We start from the raw sequence: 17,171 nt of genomic DNA on the forward strand, positions 1-17,171 counted from the left end.
TGGTTCTGAGCAAAAACAATTGCAAGTGACATCGTTTTTGTCCAGAACCTTTATTTTCAGCTATTCTTTTTCTGGCCAAATTTTCGCATTTGGTTCTAATAACCACTTGTGTTCTTCCTCCATGATGCGATCATTCCATGGATTATTCTCAAGATGTCGAATCATCCAACAAAAATACATTGCATATCCAGGTGCCGTTGCTTGCGGGTGGTCTAGCTCACCTGGAATTGTAATAAAACTATTATGTACAACGCGATAAGCATCCTCACCTACCATCGCACATCCAAATCCCTGTGGCTTGTTAAAGCGATAATAATATACCTCCGGTTGATCATGGTGATGCGGTGGGTAACTCGACCATCGTCCTGGATAAGAAATAACTTCTCCTACTACCATGTTAGAATATGCTGCATTATTATAGTCAAAAATTGTACGAATTACACGTTGCGCTGTTCCCTCCCATACTCCATCTCCAGCTACAACACTTTGACACTCATTTGGAGTATACAACTTTGACGCAAATTCTTGGTCATTATCTGTTTTTTGGACAAGCACTTCACTATCTGAAAGAGCAGTAATTGTAACCTTCACATTTTTAGCCACATGTAAACACCAAGGGTTTTCTTCAAAAACAGACTGCCTTTGAATAACTTTTTCCATTCCATCCCACTCTAAACGTATTGCCCCTTCTAGTAAAAGTACTGCCGTTTCATTCTTATTATCAAATAGCAACTCTTCTTTTCCATTAGACATCTTATATATGCCTATATCCATTAACATATCACTGCATTGACCGTTCATTTCTGTTAATACATTATACCCTTCATTTAATTCAGCTAATTTTCCTAACACGGCTTTCTCCCCCTTTTAATTAATGGCTACTCTATCATTCTCTATCTTTGTCAGCTAACTAAATTATGAGTTCCTTCTATTATTTAATGAAGAAAGCTTTTCTGGTTATGCTTTGTTTTCACTTCCGAATATACGCATATGATTTTTAACGTTTTCGTATGCGGCCCTAATAACATCCTGGTGGTATGTAAAGTAATCTGAATACGGAGTATTTAGAACGGCAGTGTTAACCGCAGCAATTACATTCTGAAACGTCGCTGTTGCTACATTAATTTTTCGAACACCATGTTGAATACATTGCTTAAAATTCTCTGGGCTAATGCCAGATCCACCATGTAATACGAGTGGAATACGAACTACCTCATTAATTTCTTGCAAGCGGTCTAATCGTAAATCAGGATTTCCATTGTACATACCATGCGCATTTCCAATTGCAACAGCTAACGCATCTACGTCCGTTTCTTCTGCAAATCGTTTTGCTTCTGTAGTGCTTGTCAGCAACATCTCAATATCTTCTGATCCGTCCTCACTACCACCAACTCTGCCAATCTCAGCCTCTACCGTCGCACCGTACTGTTTCGCAAGTTCTACAATTTCTTTTGTCTTTTGTATATTTTCCTCTAACGGATAGTGAGAGCCATCAAACATAACCGAACTAAAACCAATTTCTAATGTCTCTTGAATCTTTTCAAATGTCATACCGTGATCAAAGTGAACTGCTACTGGGACAGTCGCTTTTTTCGCCGCAGCTACCATCAAAGGACCAATCATATGAATTGGCGAATGATTCAAACGAACTTCCGCAATTTGTAGAATAAGCGGTGAACTTAACTCTTCAGCTGCTTTAATAGCTCCCATTACCATTTCCATATTAGCGACACTAAAAGCTCCAACCCCATAATTCTCTTGATTTGCTTTAATTAAAATATCTTTCATTTGAACTAATGGCATTACATACTCCCCTATTTCAATATTATTTATTAAATGTAAAACCAACCGTCACCTCTTTTTACCCCTTTTGTAAGAAGACATGTTGATTACCATACCATTTACTTAGGGATAATCTTAAAATGCTTAAATTACAGACCTGCTTTTTCTTGAATAAATTTTCGGGCTTTTAATGCGTATTCAAAAGGATTCGCTAAAGCTGGGTCTTGCTCTGCTTCTACCACAAACCACCCCTTATATTCAGAGTTTGCAAGAATAGTAAACACTTCATCAAATACAATTACGCCATCCCCGGGAACTGTAAATGCACCATTCTTCACTGCCTGTAAGAAGCTTAAATCTTTTTCCTTCACAGCATCTACTACTTCCTGGCGAATATCTTTTAAATGTACATGTTTAATACGAGGTAAATATTTTTTCAAAACATAAAGCGGCTCTTCTCCTGAAAAAACTAGATGACCTGTATCAAAAAGCAGTGATACAAGCTTTGGATCAGTCATATCCATTAACTTTTCAATTTCTGCCGTTGTTTGAACACCCGTACCCATATGATGATGGTATACAATATGTAGCCCCTTTTCCTGAGCTAATTTACCGAGGTGATGTAACCCATCCGCGAGTTTATCCCACTCTTCTTCTGTAAAAATAGGCTTGTTTTGAAATAGCGGTACATCCATTAAACCTTGAATACTATGCCCTTGCTCTGATACAACGATGACTTTTGCACCCATTTCATGCAAGAAATCTCTATGTTTAATAAATGCTTGTACCGTCTCTTCAAGCGGCTTCGTTGTCAAGAACATACTAAACCATGCGCTAGCAATCTCCAGGTTTCGTAATTCCAATGATTTTTTCAATACAACTGTATTTCTCGGATATTTATTACCTACTTCACTTCCATTAAATCCAGCTAGTGCCATCTCACTAATACATTGTTCAAACGTATTTTCTGCTCCTAACTCTGGCATATCATCATTTGTCCAAGCAATTGGTGCAATTCCAAGTTTAATCGTGTTTTCTTTGAACATCCCCTTGTCTCTCCTCTTCGCTAAATGTTATAGAGTTTCGCTAAATTCTCCTATCTGTTCGTTAAAAAGAGAGCTCCCTAAACAATATGCATGTAGATAAACAGCTCTCTTTGTGCCCTAATCTAATAAGATCTTGCCTTTTGCAAGTTACTTACTTTACTCTCATACGCTGCTTGTACACTTGGACTATTAGATACTTCTGCAACACCTACATGCCACCATGAATCGTATCCATTTGTCATTGTTTTTGGTAATACTTTAATATCAATCAATGTAGAAACTGTTTGTTTTTTCGCATCTATAAGCGCTTCCTGTAATTGTTCTATCGATGTAACGCGATACGTTTTTACGCCATATCCAGCCGCGCTAGCTGCAAAATCAATTTTCATAATTGCCCCGTCTAATTTACGAGTTTGCTGGTTTCGGTAGCGAAACTCTGTTCCAAAGCTCCCCATTCCGTTGCCCATTTGTAAGTTATTAATGCAGCCAAATCCAGAGTTATCAAACAATAAGACGTTAATTTTTTTGTTTTCTTGAAGACTTGTGACAAGCTCAGAATGAAGCATTTGGTAACTGCCATCCCCTACCATTGCATATACTTCCTTCGATGGTTCAGCTAGCTTTGCACCCAGTGCGCCAGCAACCTCATAACCCATGCAAGAGTAACCATACTCCATGTGATAGGTATTAGGTTTATTTGCTGCCCACATTCTTTGTAAATCACCCGGAAGACTTCCTGCCGCACCAACGATAATTGCATCTTCATCAAGTAATGTATTGATTTGTCCAATGACTGCGGTCTGTGTTAATTGTGTACCAAGTGCGTCTACATACTCATTTAAATTCTCATCGAAATGACCTTCAACTTCTGGTTTAAAATCTTGATCTGTAAAGCAAACATTATGTAGACGTGCTAATTCTTTTTCCCACGCCTCTTTTGCATCATCAATTTCTACTGTGTAACTAGATTGATACTCAATTGCTTGCAGTTCATCTATTAGGGCAAGAAGTGCTTCTTTTGCATCTGCTATCATCTTTAATGCATCAAGCTTATTCGCATGGAATTCTGAAATGTTGATATTTAAAAACTCAACCTCTTTATTTTGGAACAATTGCTTAGATGCCGTTGTAAAATCAGTAAATCTCGTCCCGATTCCAATAACAACATCCGCTTCCTTTGCAATTGTATTAGCTGCTAAATTCCCAGTTACCCCAATGCCGCCAAGATTATATGGATGATTGCTTTCTATCGCGCTTTTCCCAGCTTGCGTTTCTCCAAATGGAATGCGGAATGCCTCAGCAAACTGTTTCAGTTCCTCTGCCGCTTCTGCGTACCGTACACCACCACCGCAAATCATAATTGGCTTTTTCTTTTTCTTAATCATTTCCACCGCATCCGCTACACTGGCTTTTGTAGGTAGACGACGTTCAATACGATGAACACGCTTTTGGAAGAAGTAACTTGGAAAATCCCAAGCTTCCCCTTGGACATCTTGTGGTAAACAAATTGTTACAGCTCCTGTATCTGCCGGATTCGTTAAAACACGCATGGTTTGAATCATAGCTGTCATCAATTGTTCAGGACGGTTCACCCGGTCCCAATACTTACTTACCGCACGAAAAGCATCATTCGTAGAAATAGATAAGTCATGCGTTTGTTCAATTTGTTGAAGAACAGGATCAGGCTGCCTCGTTGCAAATACATCACCTGGAAGTAGTAAAACGGGAATATTATTTGCAGAAGCTGTTGCAGCAGAAGTAATCATATTTGCTGATCCAGGACCAACAGAAGAAGTACATGCCATAATTTGTTTTCTATGTTTTTGTTTTGCAAAGGCCATCGCAGCATTTGCCATTCCTTGTTCATTTCTCCCTTGATATACTTCTAATTCCCCTGCGTCTTCTTCTAAAGCTTGACCTAGGCCAACTACATTTCCATGACCAAAAATCGTAAAGATTCCCTTAATAAACTTTTGTTGCTTTCCATCAAACTCTACGTATTGCTGATTCAAAAATTTCACCAAAGCTTGCGCCGTTGTCATTCTAACAGTTTGCATATTGTTTGCTCCTTTCTATCTCTATCAGTCATTCTGCATATGAAAAAGGAGTATCAGGAATTTGATAGACTCCTAATACTTCCTTCTTATGTTTTACTACTTCTGTTACTTTCGCTTACAAGCAACTAGGAGATTCTACTTCTCTCTTAATGATTACTTTTCCCAACGAGATGTAAGCATTTTCTTTCTTGTATAAAACTCAACGCCGTCAGTACCATTCGCATGAAGATCACCATAGAAAGAGTCTTTCCAGCCAGAGAACGGGAAGAATGCCATTGGCGCTGGTACCCCAACATTCACACCTAACATGCCTGATTCAATTGTTTCACGGAATTGACGTACACTTGCCCCGCTATCCGTATAGATGCAAGCTCCATTTGCAAAGCGAGACTCATTCGCAATTTCAATCGCTTCATCTAATGATTTCACACGAACAATTGATAAAACAGGAGCAAAAATCTCATCTTGCCAGATTTTCATTTCTTTTGTAACATGGTCAAAAATTGTTGGACCAACGAAGTAACCAGCTCCTTTTACAGCTGTATCTTCGCGTCCATCACGAACTAATGTAGCACCCTGCTCTACACCTGAATCGATGTAACCAATTGTGCGCTCTTTATGGTTATCACGAATAACTGGTCCTAAAAATACATCTTCATCAAGACCATTTCCGATTACAATTTTATTTGCTTCTTCTACGAGTCTTCCAACTAATTGATCTGCAATTTCTTCTTCTACTGTAACAACAGAAGCAGCCATACAACGCTCACCAGCTGAACCAAATGCAGCACTAATAATTTGCTTTGTTGCTAGTTCAAGATTTGCATCATTTAATACAATGGAATGGTTTTTCGCACCTGCTAATGCTTGAACGCGTTTTAAGTTTTCTGTTCCTTTTTTGTATACATATTCTGCAACTGGCTGGGAACCTACAAATGAGATCGCCTTCACTAATTTGTGTTCAAGAAGACCGTTTACTACATCGTGAGCGCCATTTACTATATTTAATACACCTTTAGGTAAACCAGCTTCTTCAGCTAATTCAGCTAATTTTGCTGCTAGAAGTGGTGTACGCTCTGAAGGTTTTAACACAAATGTATTACCGCAAGCAATTGCAAGTGGGAACATCCAGCATGGAACCATCATTGGGAAGTTAAAAGGTGTAATCCCGCCTATAACACCAATTGGGTAACGATACATACCAGACTCAATACCTGTCGCAATATCAGGAAGCTGTTTTCCCATCATTAATGTAGGTGCACCCGCTGCAAACTCTACGCACTCAATACCACGAAGAACTTCACCGTAAGCTTCGTTATAACTTTTTCCGTTTTCAATCGTAATAAGTTTCGCTAACTCTTCCCAGTTATCTACTAATAATTGTTGATATTTAAATAGAATACGAGCACGTTTTGGCACAGCGGTTTTAGACCAAGATTTAAACGCTTCATTCGCTGCTTGTACAGCTTGTTCAACATCTAATTTTGTTGAAAGTGGTACTTGAGCGATTACTTCTCCTGTTGCAGGATTATATACGGCTTCCATCTTCGTTGAAGAAGATTCTACCCATTCGCCGCCAATGTAGTTTTTTACAATTTGTGCTATTTGTACTGTCATATTCATTCTCTCCCTTTTATGTAATGTAGAAGCGTACATAAGATACGCACTTACTTGATTACTCATTTATGATGTTTCTATACAATTTCCTCAGCCGTTTCCATGAATGCAGAAATCTCTGTCCTTGTTGGCATTGCATCCGAACAGCTATGTTTAGAAATAACGATTGAAGCAGAAGCGCCACCTAATCGCATCGCTTGAGGAATCTCAAGCCCTTGCATTAGGCCATAAATAAACGCAGAAGCATACGAGTCACCAGCGCCAAACGTCTTTAATACCTTTGTTTTAAAGATACCGCCTCGGTGTGATTGACCGTCTCTCGTATAAGCGATTGAACCATCCCCGCCGTGCTTAATTACGACGATTTTCGCATGATGAGAAAACCATCTTTCAGCCGTAACTTGGTCATTAGATTGTTCATAGTTTAATAGTTTTTCCATCATATCGAACTCTTCACGCGTTCCAATAATGACATCAGATTTTTCAGCCGCTAGATTGTAATACACAGCCGTTTCAGCTTCTGACTGCCATGTATACGGGCGGTAATCAACATCAAAAAATACGACTACATCATGCTTACGCGCATATTCTAGCGCTAAAAATACCGCCTCGCGAGAAGGACTTTTCGCTAAAGCTGTTCCTGAAATTAAGAGAGCTTTTGATTGTTTAATATAGTCCTCAGAAACTTCTGTTGGATCAAGATTTAAATCTGCGACATTGTCGCGGTACATTAAAATACTGCAATCTTCAGGGCTTTTAATTTCTGTGAAAGCTAAACCTGTCACTGCACCAGTGCAATCAATACATATCTGATCCGTATTAATATTGTTATCCTTTAAGTATCCTGTAATAAAGCGGCCCATTTGATCATCGGACACTTTACCGATAAATCCTGTTTGTAAGCCAAGACGCGCCGCACCAATCGCAATATTCGCAGGAGATCCCCCCACATACTTAGTAAATGTTCTTGTTTCTTCCATAGGACGTTGTGTTTCATTGGCATTTAAATCAACGCATAAACGTCCAACTGCAATTAGATCTAATGGACAATCTTCTTTAAAAATAAGTGGATTCATTGTTACTACCTCCCGTGCATTATGTAAAGGTAAATGATATGGTTAAAAAATTTTTATGACCATACGATTCACTACTCTTTAATTTTCTAGAAGTAAGCGCTCTCTTTATTGATTTAATGCAGGCTGTTTATGTTCAATTTGAACAGGTTTTCCTGTTAGTAATGATTCCTTCGCAGCCTTCGCAATTCGTTCTGCTTGTAGCCCATCATTACCACTGCAAATAACAGCTTGTCCTTCTATAATTGACTTTGTAAATTGTGTTACTTCTTCAATGTAAGCCTGTGTATAGCGCTCTAAGAAGAAATAAAGCGGCTTATCTTTTACAACACCTTCTGTTTTTGACACTTGCACAGTTGTTGGGCAACAATTATCAGCAGCGACCGCTCCTTTTTCACCAAACACCTCAAGACGCTGGTCATATCCATAAACAGCTTGGCGGCTATTATCAATTACCCCTAAAGCTCCATTCGCAAATTTCAATGTGACAATTGCTGTATCAACATCATTTACTTCCTGAATGGATGGATCAATTAATGTTGTACCATATGCAAATACTTCGACAACTTCACTATTCATCACATACCTAGCCATATCAAAATCATGTATCATCATATCCATAAACAATCCACCTGAAGAACGAACATATTCTATACTTGGCGGTTGTGGATCTCTAGACGTAATTTTTAAAATATGTGGGTGTCCCACTTCTCCTTGTTGAATAAGATCATAGACTTTTCTGAAGTTAGGATCGAAACGGCGGTTAAAACCTACTTGAAGAGATACTCCTTGTTCTTTTACTACTTCTAATGCATCTAATGTTTCTTCTACCGAGAAACTAACTGGCTTTTCGCAGAAAATATGTTTTTTCGCAAGAGCCGCTTCTTTAATAATTTGCGCATGTGTATTTGTTGGTGAACATATAAAGACAGCATCAATTTCTGGATCTGCTAATAAATCCTGATAGTTAGTTGTCAGAGTGGAAATCCCTTTATCCTCAGCCCACTTTTCTAAATGACTAATCACTACATCTGAAACCGCTTTAATTTTTACTTGTGGCATAAGCTGCAAATTATCAACATGCAGTTTCCCAATTCGTCCAGCACCAATAATCCCAATCGTTACAACATTCATATGATTTCTCCCTCTTTATTTAAATTTAAGAAACAAAATGGAAGTCTATAAGGTTTAGCACATCAAATTTAGTTAAGCGCTTTCCCTATTTTTCTTCATTATACACACTTGATTCTAAATTGAAAACATTTTTATTTTTTTGAATACTTTTCTTTTCATCCGAATTTCAAATTTCGTAAGTAAACGTACTACATCCATATACAAAGTAATAATTAGAAACAAATAATCAAAAATCTACAAATATATTCTTTTAAAATACTGATATAACAAAGAATACTAAGCCTTTTAAATAGTAAACTCCCATCTATAAGGTATTCCCTTCTTTTCATACTCACAATTATTTTAGTGTCCGATAAGTAAATAGATTGCCCCCTATGAAAGAAAGTTGTAAATTGTCAAAAAATTTCATTGACGACCTCATAATGTAAGCGTATACTTTTTTTATCAAAAAGAATTAAGCGCTTAACCAAAAATAATTTATCGGTGGTGGGAGAATGAACGCAATTGGTTCAAACAAAACATTTATGGACAAGATTGGTATCCCTTCTAATTTAACTTGGGGATACATAGGGATTATTGTTTTTATGATTGGGGATGGTTTAGAACAAGGATGGTTATCCCCTTATCTCGTTGAGAATGGCTTAACGCTAGAACACGCTGCTTTTCTGTTTACGATTTACGGAATTACTGTATCTGCTTCTTCCTGGTTTTCGGGGGTATTTGTACAAATGTGGGGACCAAGAAAAGTAATGACGTTTGGTTTAGTATCATTCATTTTAGGCTCCATTGGGTTCATCGGTATAGGAATTCAACATATGAATTATCCCGTTATATTACTTTGCTACGCTCTACGAGGATTTGGTTATCCCTTATTTGCTTATTCTTTCTTAGTTTGGGTATCTTACAGTACTCCTCAACAAATGCTTTCAAGAGCAGTTGGTTGGTTCTGGTTCGTATTCCAGCTTGGACTTAGTGTTATCGGGGCCTTCTATTCTAGCTATATGGTTCCTAAAATCGGGGAAATCGCTACTTTATGGAGCGCCTTAATTTTTGTTGTCGTCGGGGGATTATTCTCAATTGTTGTAAATAAGGACAAATTTAAAGCACAAACCGTAAGCTATAACAAATCAAGTGAATTACTAAAAGGCATTACCATCGCATTTGAAAATCCTAAAGTTGGTATAGGTGGTATTGTCAAAATTATAAATTCAGCCGCTCAGTTTGGATTTGTTGTTTTCCTGCCTACTTATATGATGAAATATAATTTTACGATGACTGAATGGCTACAAATTTGGGGTACTCTCTTCTTTGTAAATATGGTGTTCAATATTATTTTTGGTATTGTTGGTGACAAATTTGGTTGGGTAAATACGATTAAATGGTTCGGAGGAGTCGGTTGCGGAATTGTAACTCTTGCACTCTATTATGTACCACAAATGGTAGGACATAATTATTGGGCAATATTATTTGTTGCCTGTTGCTATGGAGCAACACTTGCCGGTTATGTACCTCTTACAGCTTTAGTACCATCTTTAGCTCCTGAAAATAAAGGAGCCGCGATGTCTGTCTTAAATTTAGGTTCAGGATTATCAGCTTTCGTTGGACCATTAGTAGTAACTGCTTTCATCAGTCCATTAGGTGTAGGCGGCGTAATGTGGATCTTTGCTGGCTTGTACTTCTTTGGCGCATTTTTAACTCATTTCCTTACTATTCCAAAGGAAAATGAGATGAAACAGGATTTAAATACGAAAAGCGGAGAGCAATTCTCAGTATAAACTCTAAATAAAAAGAAGGTCATCATAACTGCACATGGTTACGATGACCTTCTTTTCGTTACATTCAAGTAGGCTATTAAAAAAGTTTTCATGTAATATCCTTTACTGAGGACCTCTCTACTAACTGAGGAATAATTGTAATTTTTTGCTTAGCATGTTCTTTCATTTCCATCGTTTTTAAGAGTTGTTCAAACGTACAGGCTGCCATTTGTGTAATTGGCTGTTCAATTGTTGTTAACCCTGGATCTGCAATCTCAGCATAAATAGTATTATCAAATCCGATAATTGATAAATCTTCAGGAATTGAAAGCCCTTGTTTTCTTGCTTCATTCATAAGGCATATAGCAATTAAATCTGTACAAGCAAAAACAGCGGTAGGTCTGTTAGGCAAACTAAGTAATTCTTTACTAGCACGTTTACTATCTTCCACAGTAGAATAGCAACTAATGATAGCATCATCATCTAACGAAATACCTGAATCCGTAAGAGCTTGTTTGAAACCATTCAATCTCCCTAAGCTACTTTTTCTATCCTTCTCCATCATAATCGTTAAAGATGTATGGCCTTTCTGCGTTAGATAACTTCCAACTAGATAGCCTCCCCTCATATCATCAGTTGTCACAACATGAGTCGTGATGGAAGGATGATCAACGGTAAATAATACAAGTGGTAAATCTCGATTCACGATTTTTTTTACAAGTTTATAATCATTTAGCTCCGTTGCAATAATTATGCCATCTACTTGCTTTTTAAATAATAAATCAATGTATTCATGCTCACGTTTTGTTTGATGGTCTGTACTACATAAAATGAGTGTATACCCTGATTCTCGTGCACTATTTTCAAAAGCTCTTGCTACTTCAGCAAAAAAAGGGTTTGAGATATCTGGGACAAGTACCCCAATCGTATATGTTTTTTTACCTGTTAACGCTGCTGCTACACTACTTGGTTGGTAATCTAATTCATCCATTACTTTATTTACTTTGTTTATTGTTTTTTCACTAATACGCCCAGTTTGATTAATTACCTTGGATACAGTCGCTATTGATACACCTGCTTTTTCCGCAACATCATAAATTGTTGGTTTCACTTTGATTGTCCCCTCTTAATCATCTTTTTCTATATTTTATCATAAATATATTTTGCTTCTTGGTATACTCAAGGAAATCTTTTGAAATTTGTAGGTACTTCTATCTTTAGGAGTAGTTCCTCTTATTTAGGTAAAACCTTGTTTCAAGTGGATATTTCAACTTATAAACATACCCCTGTCTGAAAGGCTTTTTACAAGCAGCATTTTTCTATCTTTATGTTATCAATTTAAGATCCTTTAGCCTATTCTTTCTAACTTTAGGCTAAAGCTATCTTATTAGTTTAATAGGCATAAGGCTTTTTCCTCTTATCCTATATTTCTTATCACCCAATCTATCCATTTTCACGAATCACATATTATGGATACACGTATGCATTTTCTCTACCCTTTGCGTCATATTTCTTTCTTTTAATACTTCATCTACACGAAGTTGAATTATATCGCCACCTCGCTAAGGCCGATTTCGAACGAAGGGTTAGTTAAAAAAATACCTAGCCAACCATTATTTAAATCATGGCAGAAATTATCAAGCCACTTCTTCATCTTGTTATTTTTGATTTTACACGTTGTTATAAAGCAAAGAACTTCACCGGTAAGTTCCGTTAGGGATTATTAATACAACATAAAAGGAAAGTTTTTTAACTACCCCATTCACCTCTTAATATAGTATTTCGTTATTTCGATGACTTATTATAAATTATATTTCAAAAGAGATCAAATAATAGGTACAATAAAGTTAACGATGGATCTTCATGTTGATTTTTAAATTAGGGGATGAAAAAATGACAGATGAACTATATAAAACTAAAGCTGAAGTCCATAGTCATGGGCTAGAAGCTATTGGAAAGAGCCTTAGAGAAATTAATAATAATCAATCTCTTACTGGGGCGCACAAATCCGGTGCTGGTGATGCGTGGGAGACTTGGTTTGGTAAAGAAAAAGATAGCGATAGCGAACCAGATATGCGTAGTGCTGGTGTTGAATTAAAAGCCACCCCAATCAAAGAGAATAAAAATGGTACGTTAAGCGCAAAAGAGCGATTAGTTTTAAATATTATCAACTATATGGAAGTAGTAAAAGAACCATTTGAAACAAGCCACTTCTTACACAAAAACAACAGTATTGAACTTGCTTTTTATAGATGGAAACCTGAAACAAATAAGGATGACTTCATTATTACAGATGTTGCTTTATATGAAATGATGAAAAATCCTGTAGACTTCGCCATCATCAAACAAGATTGGCATATCATCGACGATTATATTAAGCAAGGACGAGCACATGAATTGTCTGAGCGTCTCACTACGTATCTATCTCCGTGTACGAAAGGAAAAACAGCCGCAGAATCTTTTCGAGATCAACCTTTTTCCGATATTCAAGCAAAACAAAGGGCATACTCTTTAAAAGGTGGGTATATGACCTATTTATACAGGACTTATGTATTAGGAAGAAAGCCTTCGCCAGCTATTGTTACTAATCCATTAGACCTGCAAAATCAATCGTTATTGGACATCATACTCGACAAGATAGAACCATATATTGGTAGAAAACGTGCTGATTTAGCTAGGGAATTTAATGTTAAAGATAATACGAAATCAACTAATCCAGAAATCATAAAGCATATGCTGGGTATTAAAGGTGCGAAAAAGGATGATTTTGGTCAAGAAATTACGAAAGCTAATATTAAACCTAAGACCGTGGTTGTCTATAAGGGGAAGAAGGAGCTCAAAGAAGAATTTAAAATTTTAGAATACAAATTTGATGAAGTTATCGAAGAAACATGGAAAGAATCGGAATTAAGAGAGTTTCTGCAAGATACTAAATTTTTGATAGTTGTTTTTGAAAACGATGGAGACGTTTTAACGCTTAAAGGTGCGAAATTTTGGGAAATGCCTGATGAAGATATTGAAACTTCAGTTCATAAAGTTTGGGAAGATACAATTCATAAGATTAAAACAGGTGTTGAGATTAAATGGACTCCCAAAAAAAGAACGACAAAATTTATCAATTCTTCTTTGCAGGATAAGTTGTTCAGTAAACTGTCAGCTAGCGAAACAGCATATTATGAAGGTAGTCCGTACTCTGACAAATTACCCGCAAAAATTAAATGGATTAATCGTCCGGATGATCAAACAGATTTATATTCTGACTACTACATGACTAAACAAGCATGGTGGTTAAACAAAGTATATATTTATAATCAGATAGCTGATTTGTTTGATTCTGAATAAACATCTCAAAGAGTCCTAATCATCAATAATTTAGTTCCAAATACTTCTTGTTCAGCACCACATTATCGGCGCTATCTTTTGCAGACCAAACTGTATTAGGTCCTGCAAAAATGGTACTGGCAACAGGAATACATCCAGGGGAATTGAAAGATATGGTTTGTTTTCCAGACAGAACGACTATAGAAGCTGTCGCAACATTAGAGGAAAAAGACTTAAGAACAGCCATCTTAAAAAAAACAATAAAGTTATTTAATTTTAAAACCAAAAACATGCATAACCCCGTTCTAAATTTAGGACGGGGTTAAAATATAGTTGCTTAATTTCGATATAAGATACTTCACTGTACTTAAAAGTAGAACAAAAAAGCGTTTGAAAATCTAAGTTTTTTTCAAAAATAGCGCCGATTGTTGAATATCATTCTTCTATTGAATAGTATCGTTGAACTGCGTAATACCTACTGATAATACTTAGAGTGTGATCATGGCCATGTATGCACCCTATTCTAGGAATAACCTGTAGAAGATGTATTCACTAAATTAAGCAGTACTATTGTACGAAAATAGTTCATTAATAAACTATTTAACAAAAATTAGTTACAATTTGCTTTTTTAATAAAATCTACCACTTCCTGAATTTTTGCTACTAGTTTTTTGGGCCTATAGCTCGAATTCCACCTCTCCCCAATATTCTTAGATATTTCCACTTTCTTCTGGACCATTTTATCCTGTATTTTATTTATTATTTCTTTCCTTAAATTTTCACTCTCTTCCTCTCTTTTATCTTTACATTTAGCACACCTATAATAAGTGTATGAAGAACAGTTCTTACACTTAACTCTTTGTGAAATAACTTCGTTTAGATCATTTTTGTCTAATTCATACATATCACTAAAATACACTTGAAAACCAATGTCGTTTTTGAACTTACCGTGAATCTCCTTTAGTGGAGCTACACTTACTTTTGAGTGGTTTTCACTCTTAATACCTTTAAGTTTGAGAACCTTTAGCATTAGACCTTTGGGTACATAATTCTCTATTTCTTTGCCGTCAGTTTCCCATAGCATAATATTTTCATTTTGATCAGCCTCATTTATAATTCTTTGAATACCTTCTTTCTTATTTTTATCATTTCTATTATCCTTATCAAATACTACTATTGCATACTGACTGAAGTTTATTATTTTAACTAATTCATCTACTCGCGATTCACTTAAACCTATACTATGATTTTTTATGTTAGATCCACCATACATTGCAAATGAATAATGAATATCCTCTTCCAATACTCCCTTATAACCCAATTTATTAATCCAGTTTCTTATATAGTAAATATCACTGGGTCCCTCTACCCAAATTGTAAGGTTACTCAATAATAAATGTGATGCTTTGACACCTAAATCATCTAAAATCTCATATCTATCTTTTTCCGTTATACCAGTTTGTATGGATGATATTCCTTGTTTATTTCGCATGACTCTTGCAATTGACCACTTACTATAATTTTTATCTAATAAAATGTGTGAATGAGTAGTAATAATCGTTTGAAAATATGAAAATTCACCTTCTAATATCCTATATAGGTTTGCTAATGCGCGTGCATGTAAATTAGTTTCTGGTTCCTCTATCAAAATAATTAAATCTTTTTTTTGTACTTTAGAATAAAAACAAAGAGTTAATAACATAAGTGCTTGTGCTACGCCAGAACCCATATTTTTCAGCTCATAATTATGCTGACCAGATGGAGTTTCAACTATAATCTTACTAATATCATCCCTTATGCTATAAAATTGCATTTTCTCACCAAACAAAATGTTCATCCATCTATCGAATTTGTCCAAAAACTCCTGCGTTATACTGTAATCATCATTATGAAATAGCCAATCTAACATATTAAAAGTAGTATTTCCATCAAATTTGTTAGAGTTATTTTTATTATTCATTTGATAAGGATTTCTATCGGTTGTTAAGTATGTTATTGATTGCAGAATCCTTTTAATAAAAAGGAAAGTTATTAAATTATTTTTATTCTGGAATTTTTTTGGTACGGAACAATTTTTCAGGTAACTTTTAGACATAAAATAATCTGTCTTATTTTTATCATGTACTATTGAAATCCACCGATATTGTATCTTTTTGGTAGACTTATACTCAATAAGCATATCTGCTTTAACGATATTATTTGCATCGAATTGCCATCGTTTATCTCTGGTGACAACCAAGCCTTTCCACCTTGTGTCTGTTTCAGAGTTAATGAAAACTCCAGTATATAATTCTGTTAATTCAAGCAAATACCTTAATAAGTTTGATTTACCAACATTATTAGGGCCTATAATTACAAAATGATTATCTATATCAATTTCGATGCCAGCATGATCAAACGACATCCAATTATCCAATTTGATTTTTTTAATTTTCATACTATTAAGTGCCAAAAAATCCCCTCTATATCCACTGTATTTTAACCATTTTAGTGTAAGCTGCTCCCAGATTCATTTATAGATTGATACTTCTGGTTATGAATTATTAAACTAAGATAAATAGTTATAAACCTTGCTAAACAGAAGAATTAGGTTCTGGTGCAAAAACTATAAGATTTATGTAACTAATCTCTGAAACTTGGACATACTGATACTAGTACTCTAAAAAGGACGTGATCAGTATGGAAAAGCAAAACCTATTCAAGTGGAAACATTATCAGCCTGAACTAATCTTATTAACAGTAAGGTGGTACCTACGATACAATTTGAGTTTCCGTAACCTGGTGGAAATGATGGAGGAAAGAGGATTATCCATTTCTCACACAACGATTATGCGCTGGGTTCATCAATATGGACCTCAATTAGAAGAGAAGGTACGACATCATCTAAAATCAACCAATGATTCATGGAGAGTCGATGAAACCTATATTAAAGTAAAAGGGCAATGGATGTATTTATATCGTGCCGTTGATTCAAAAGGGAATACCATTGATTTTCATCTAAGTAAATCAAGAGATAAACAAGCCGCCAAGTTCTTTTTCAAGAAAGCCCTGGCTTTTTCGTACGTTTCTAAACCTCGCGTGATAACAGTAGATAAGAACCCTGCCTATCCTGTAGCAATTCAAGCGTTGAAAGAAGAAAAACATATGCCTGAAGGCATCAAGCTAAGACAAGTTAGATATCTCAATAATATAGTGGAACAAGATCATCGTTTTATTAAGAAACGTGTGCGTTCTATGTTAGGGTTCAAGTCTTTTGGCACAGCTACATCCATTCTTGCAGGAGTAGAAGCTATGCATATGATTAAAAAAGAACAGATTGATTTACGGGATCAGTCTGTTCAAAATCAGAAAGAATTCATCCATCAATTGTTTGGGCTAACAGCATAA

General features: G+C 35.9%; 12 protein-coding genes and 1 pseudogene. 4 read left to right on the top strand and 9 right to left on the bottom strand.

Annotated elements, in window-relative coordinates; genetic code table 11:
* Positions 1-60: 60 nt before the first annotated feature.
* The 7 genes from ACS2MN_RS15450 to iolG all read right to left on the bottom strand — a co-directional run bounded on the left by ACS2MN_RS15450 (position 61) and on the right by iolG (position 8,709).
* The gene (locus ACS2MN_RS15450; RefSeq protein ID WP_346994607.1) at positions 61-852 is read right to left on the bottom strand and encodes a 5-deoxy-glucuronate isomerase; all 792 of its coding nucleotides are present in this window, start codon (positions 850-852) and stop codon (positions 61-63) included.
* 105 nt (positions 853-957) lie between these two features.
* Positions 958-1,803, bottom strand: coding sequence for a class II fructose-bisphosphate aldolase (locus tag ACS2MN_RS15455; protein ID WP_346994608.1), 846 nt, complete (start codon positions 1,801-1,803; stop codon positions 958-960).
* A gap of 128 nt (positions 1,804-1,931) precedes the next feature.
* Entirely contained in the window at positions 1,932-2,828 is an 897-nt protein-coding gene (iolE, locus tag ACS2MN_RS15460) for a myo-inosose-2 dehydratase (protein WP_346994609.1), read from the bottom strand.
* 122 nt (positions 2,829-2,950) lie between these two features.
* Positions 2,951-4,885, bottom strand: coding sequence for a 3D-(3,5/4)-trihydroxycyclohexane-1,2-dione acylhydrolase (decyclizing) (gene iolD / locus ACS2MN_RS15465; protein ID WP_346994610.1), 1,935 nt, complete (start codon positions 4,883-4,885; stop codon positions 2,951-2,953).
* A 153-nt stretch (positions 4,886-5,038) separates the two neighbouring features.
* Complete coding sequence (locus tag ACS2MN_RS15470) at positions 5,039-6,502, bottom strand: CoA-acylating methylmalonate-semialdehyde dehydrogenase (protein WP_438894717.1); 1,464 nt, start codon at positions 6,500-6,502, stop codon at positions 5,039-5,041.
* A gap of 77 nt (positions 6,503-6,579) precedes the next feature.
* A complete protein-coding gene (iolC, locus tag ACS2MN_RS15475) occupies positions 6,580-7,578 on the bottom strand; it encodes a 5-dehydro-2-deoxygluconokinase (RefSeq protein WP_346994612.1) in 999 nt (332 codons plus the stop codon).
* Positions 7,579-7,683: 105 nt separating this feature from the next.
* The gene (gene iolG / locus ACS2MN_RS15480) at positions 7,684-8,709 is read right to left on the bottom strand and encodes an inositol 2-dehydrogenase (protein WP_001103665.1); all 1,026 of its coding nucleotides are present in this window, start codon (positions 8,707-8,709) and stop codon (positions 7,684-7,686) included.
* Between the two features lie 494 nt (positions 8,710-9,203).
* Here iolG and ACS2MN_RS15485 point away from each other — a divergent pair, with 494 nt between their 5' ends.
* Complete coding sequence (locus ACS2MN_RS15485) at positions 9,204-10,484, top strand: MFS transporter (protein WP_346994613.1); 1,281 nt, start codon at positions 9,204-9,206, stop codon at positions 10,482-10,484.
* An 88-nt stretch (positions 10,485-10,572) separates the two neighbouring features.
* Here the strand turns inward: ACS2MN_RS15485 and ACS2MN_RS15490 are convergent, their stop codons facing one another.
* Positions 10,573-11,574 carry a LacI family DNA-binding transcriptional regulator gene (locus tag ACS2MN_RS15490; RefSeq protein WP_346994614.1) on the bottom strand — a complete coding sequence of 334 codons (1,002 nt, stop codon included), beginning with the start codon at positions 11,572-11,574 and terminating at the stop codon, positions 10,573-10,575.
* A gap of 782 nt (positions 11,575-12,356) precedes the next feature.
* Between ACS2MN_RS15490 and ACS2MN_RS15495 the strand changes: the two genes are divergently transcribed.
* Entirely contained in the window at positions 12,357-13,805 is a 1,449-nt protein-coding gene (locus tag ACS2MN_RS15495) for a Sau3AI family type II restriction endonuclease (RefSeq protein WP_346994615.1), read from the top strand.
* A gap of 68 nt (positions 13,806-13,873) precedes the next feature.
* A pseudogene (locus tag ACS2MN_RS15500) lies at positions 13,874-14,110 on the top strand (pyrroline-5-carboxylate reductase dimerization domain-containing protein); the annotation flags it as partial.
* A 284-nt stretch (positions 14,111-14,394) separates the two neighbouring features.
* Here the strand turns inward: ACS2MN_RS15500 and ACS2MN_RS15505 are convergent.
* Positions 14,395-16,236 carry an ATP-dependent nuclease gene (locus ACS2MN_RS15505; protein ID WP_346994616.1) on the bottom strand — a complete coding sequence of 614 codons (1,842 nt, stop codon included), beginning with the start codon at positions 16,234-16,236 and terminating at the stop codon, positions 14,395-14,397.
* A gap of 227 nt (positions 16,237-16,463) precedes the next feature.
* Here ACS2MN_RS15505 and ACS2MN_RS15510 point away from each other — a divergent pair, with 227 nt between their 5' ends.
* On the top strand, positions 16,464-17,171 hold the full coding sequence (locus ACS2MN_RS15510) for an IS6-like element ISBwe3 family transposase (RefSeq protein ID WP_346994630.1): 708 nt from the start codon (positions 16,464-16,466) through the stop codon (positions 17,169-17,171).

It is taken from the genome of Bacillus cereus group sp. BceL062, from assembly GCF_051780025.1.
GTDB lineage: Bacteria > Bacillota > Bacilli > Bacillales > Bacillaceae_G > Bacillus_A > Bacillus_A toyonensis.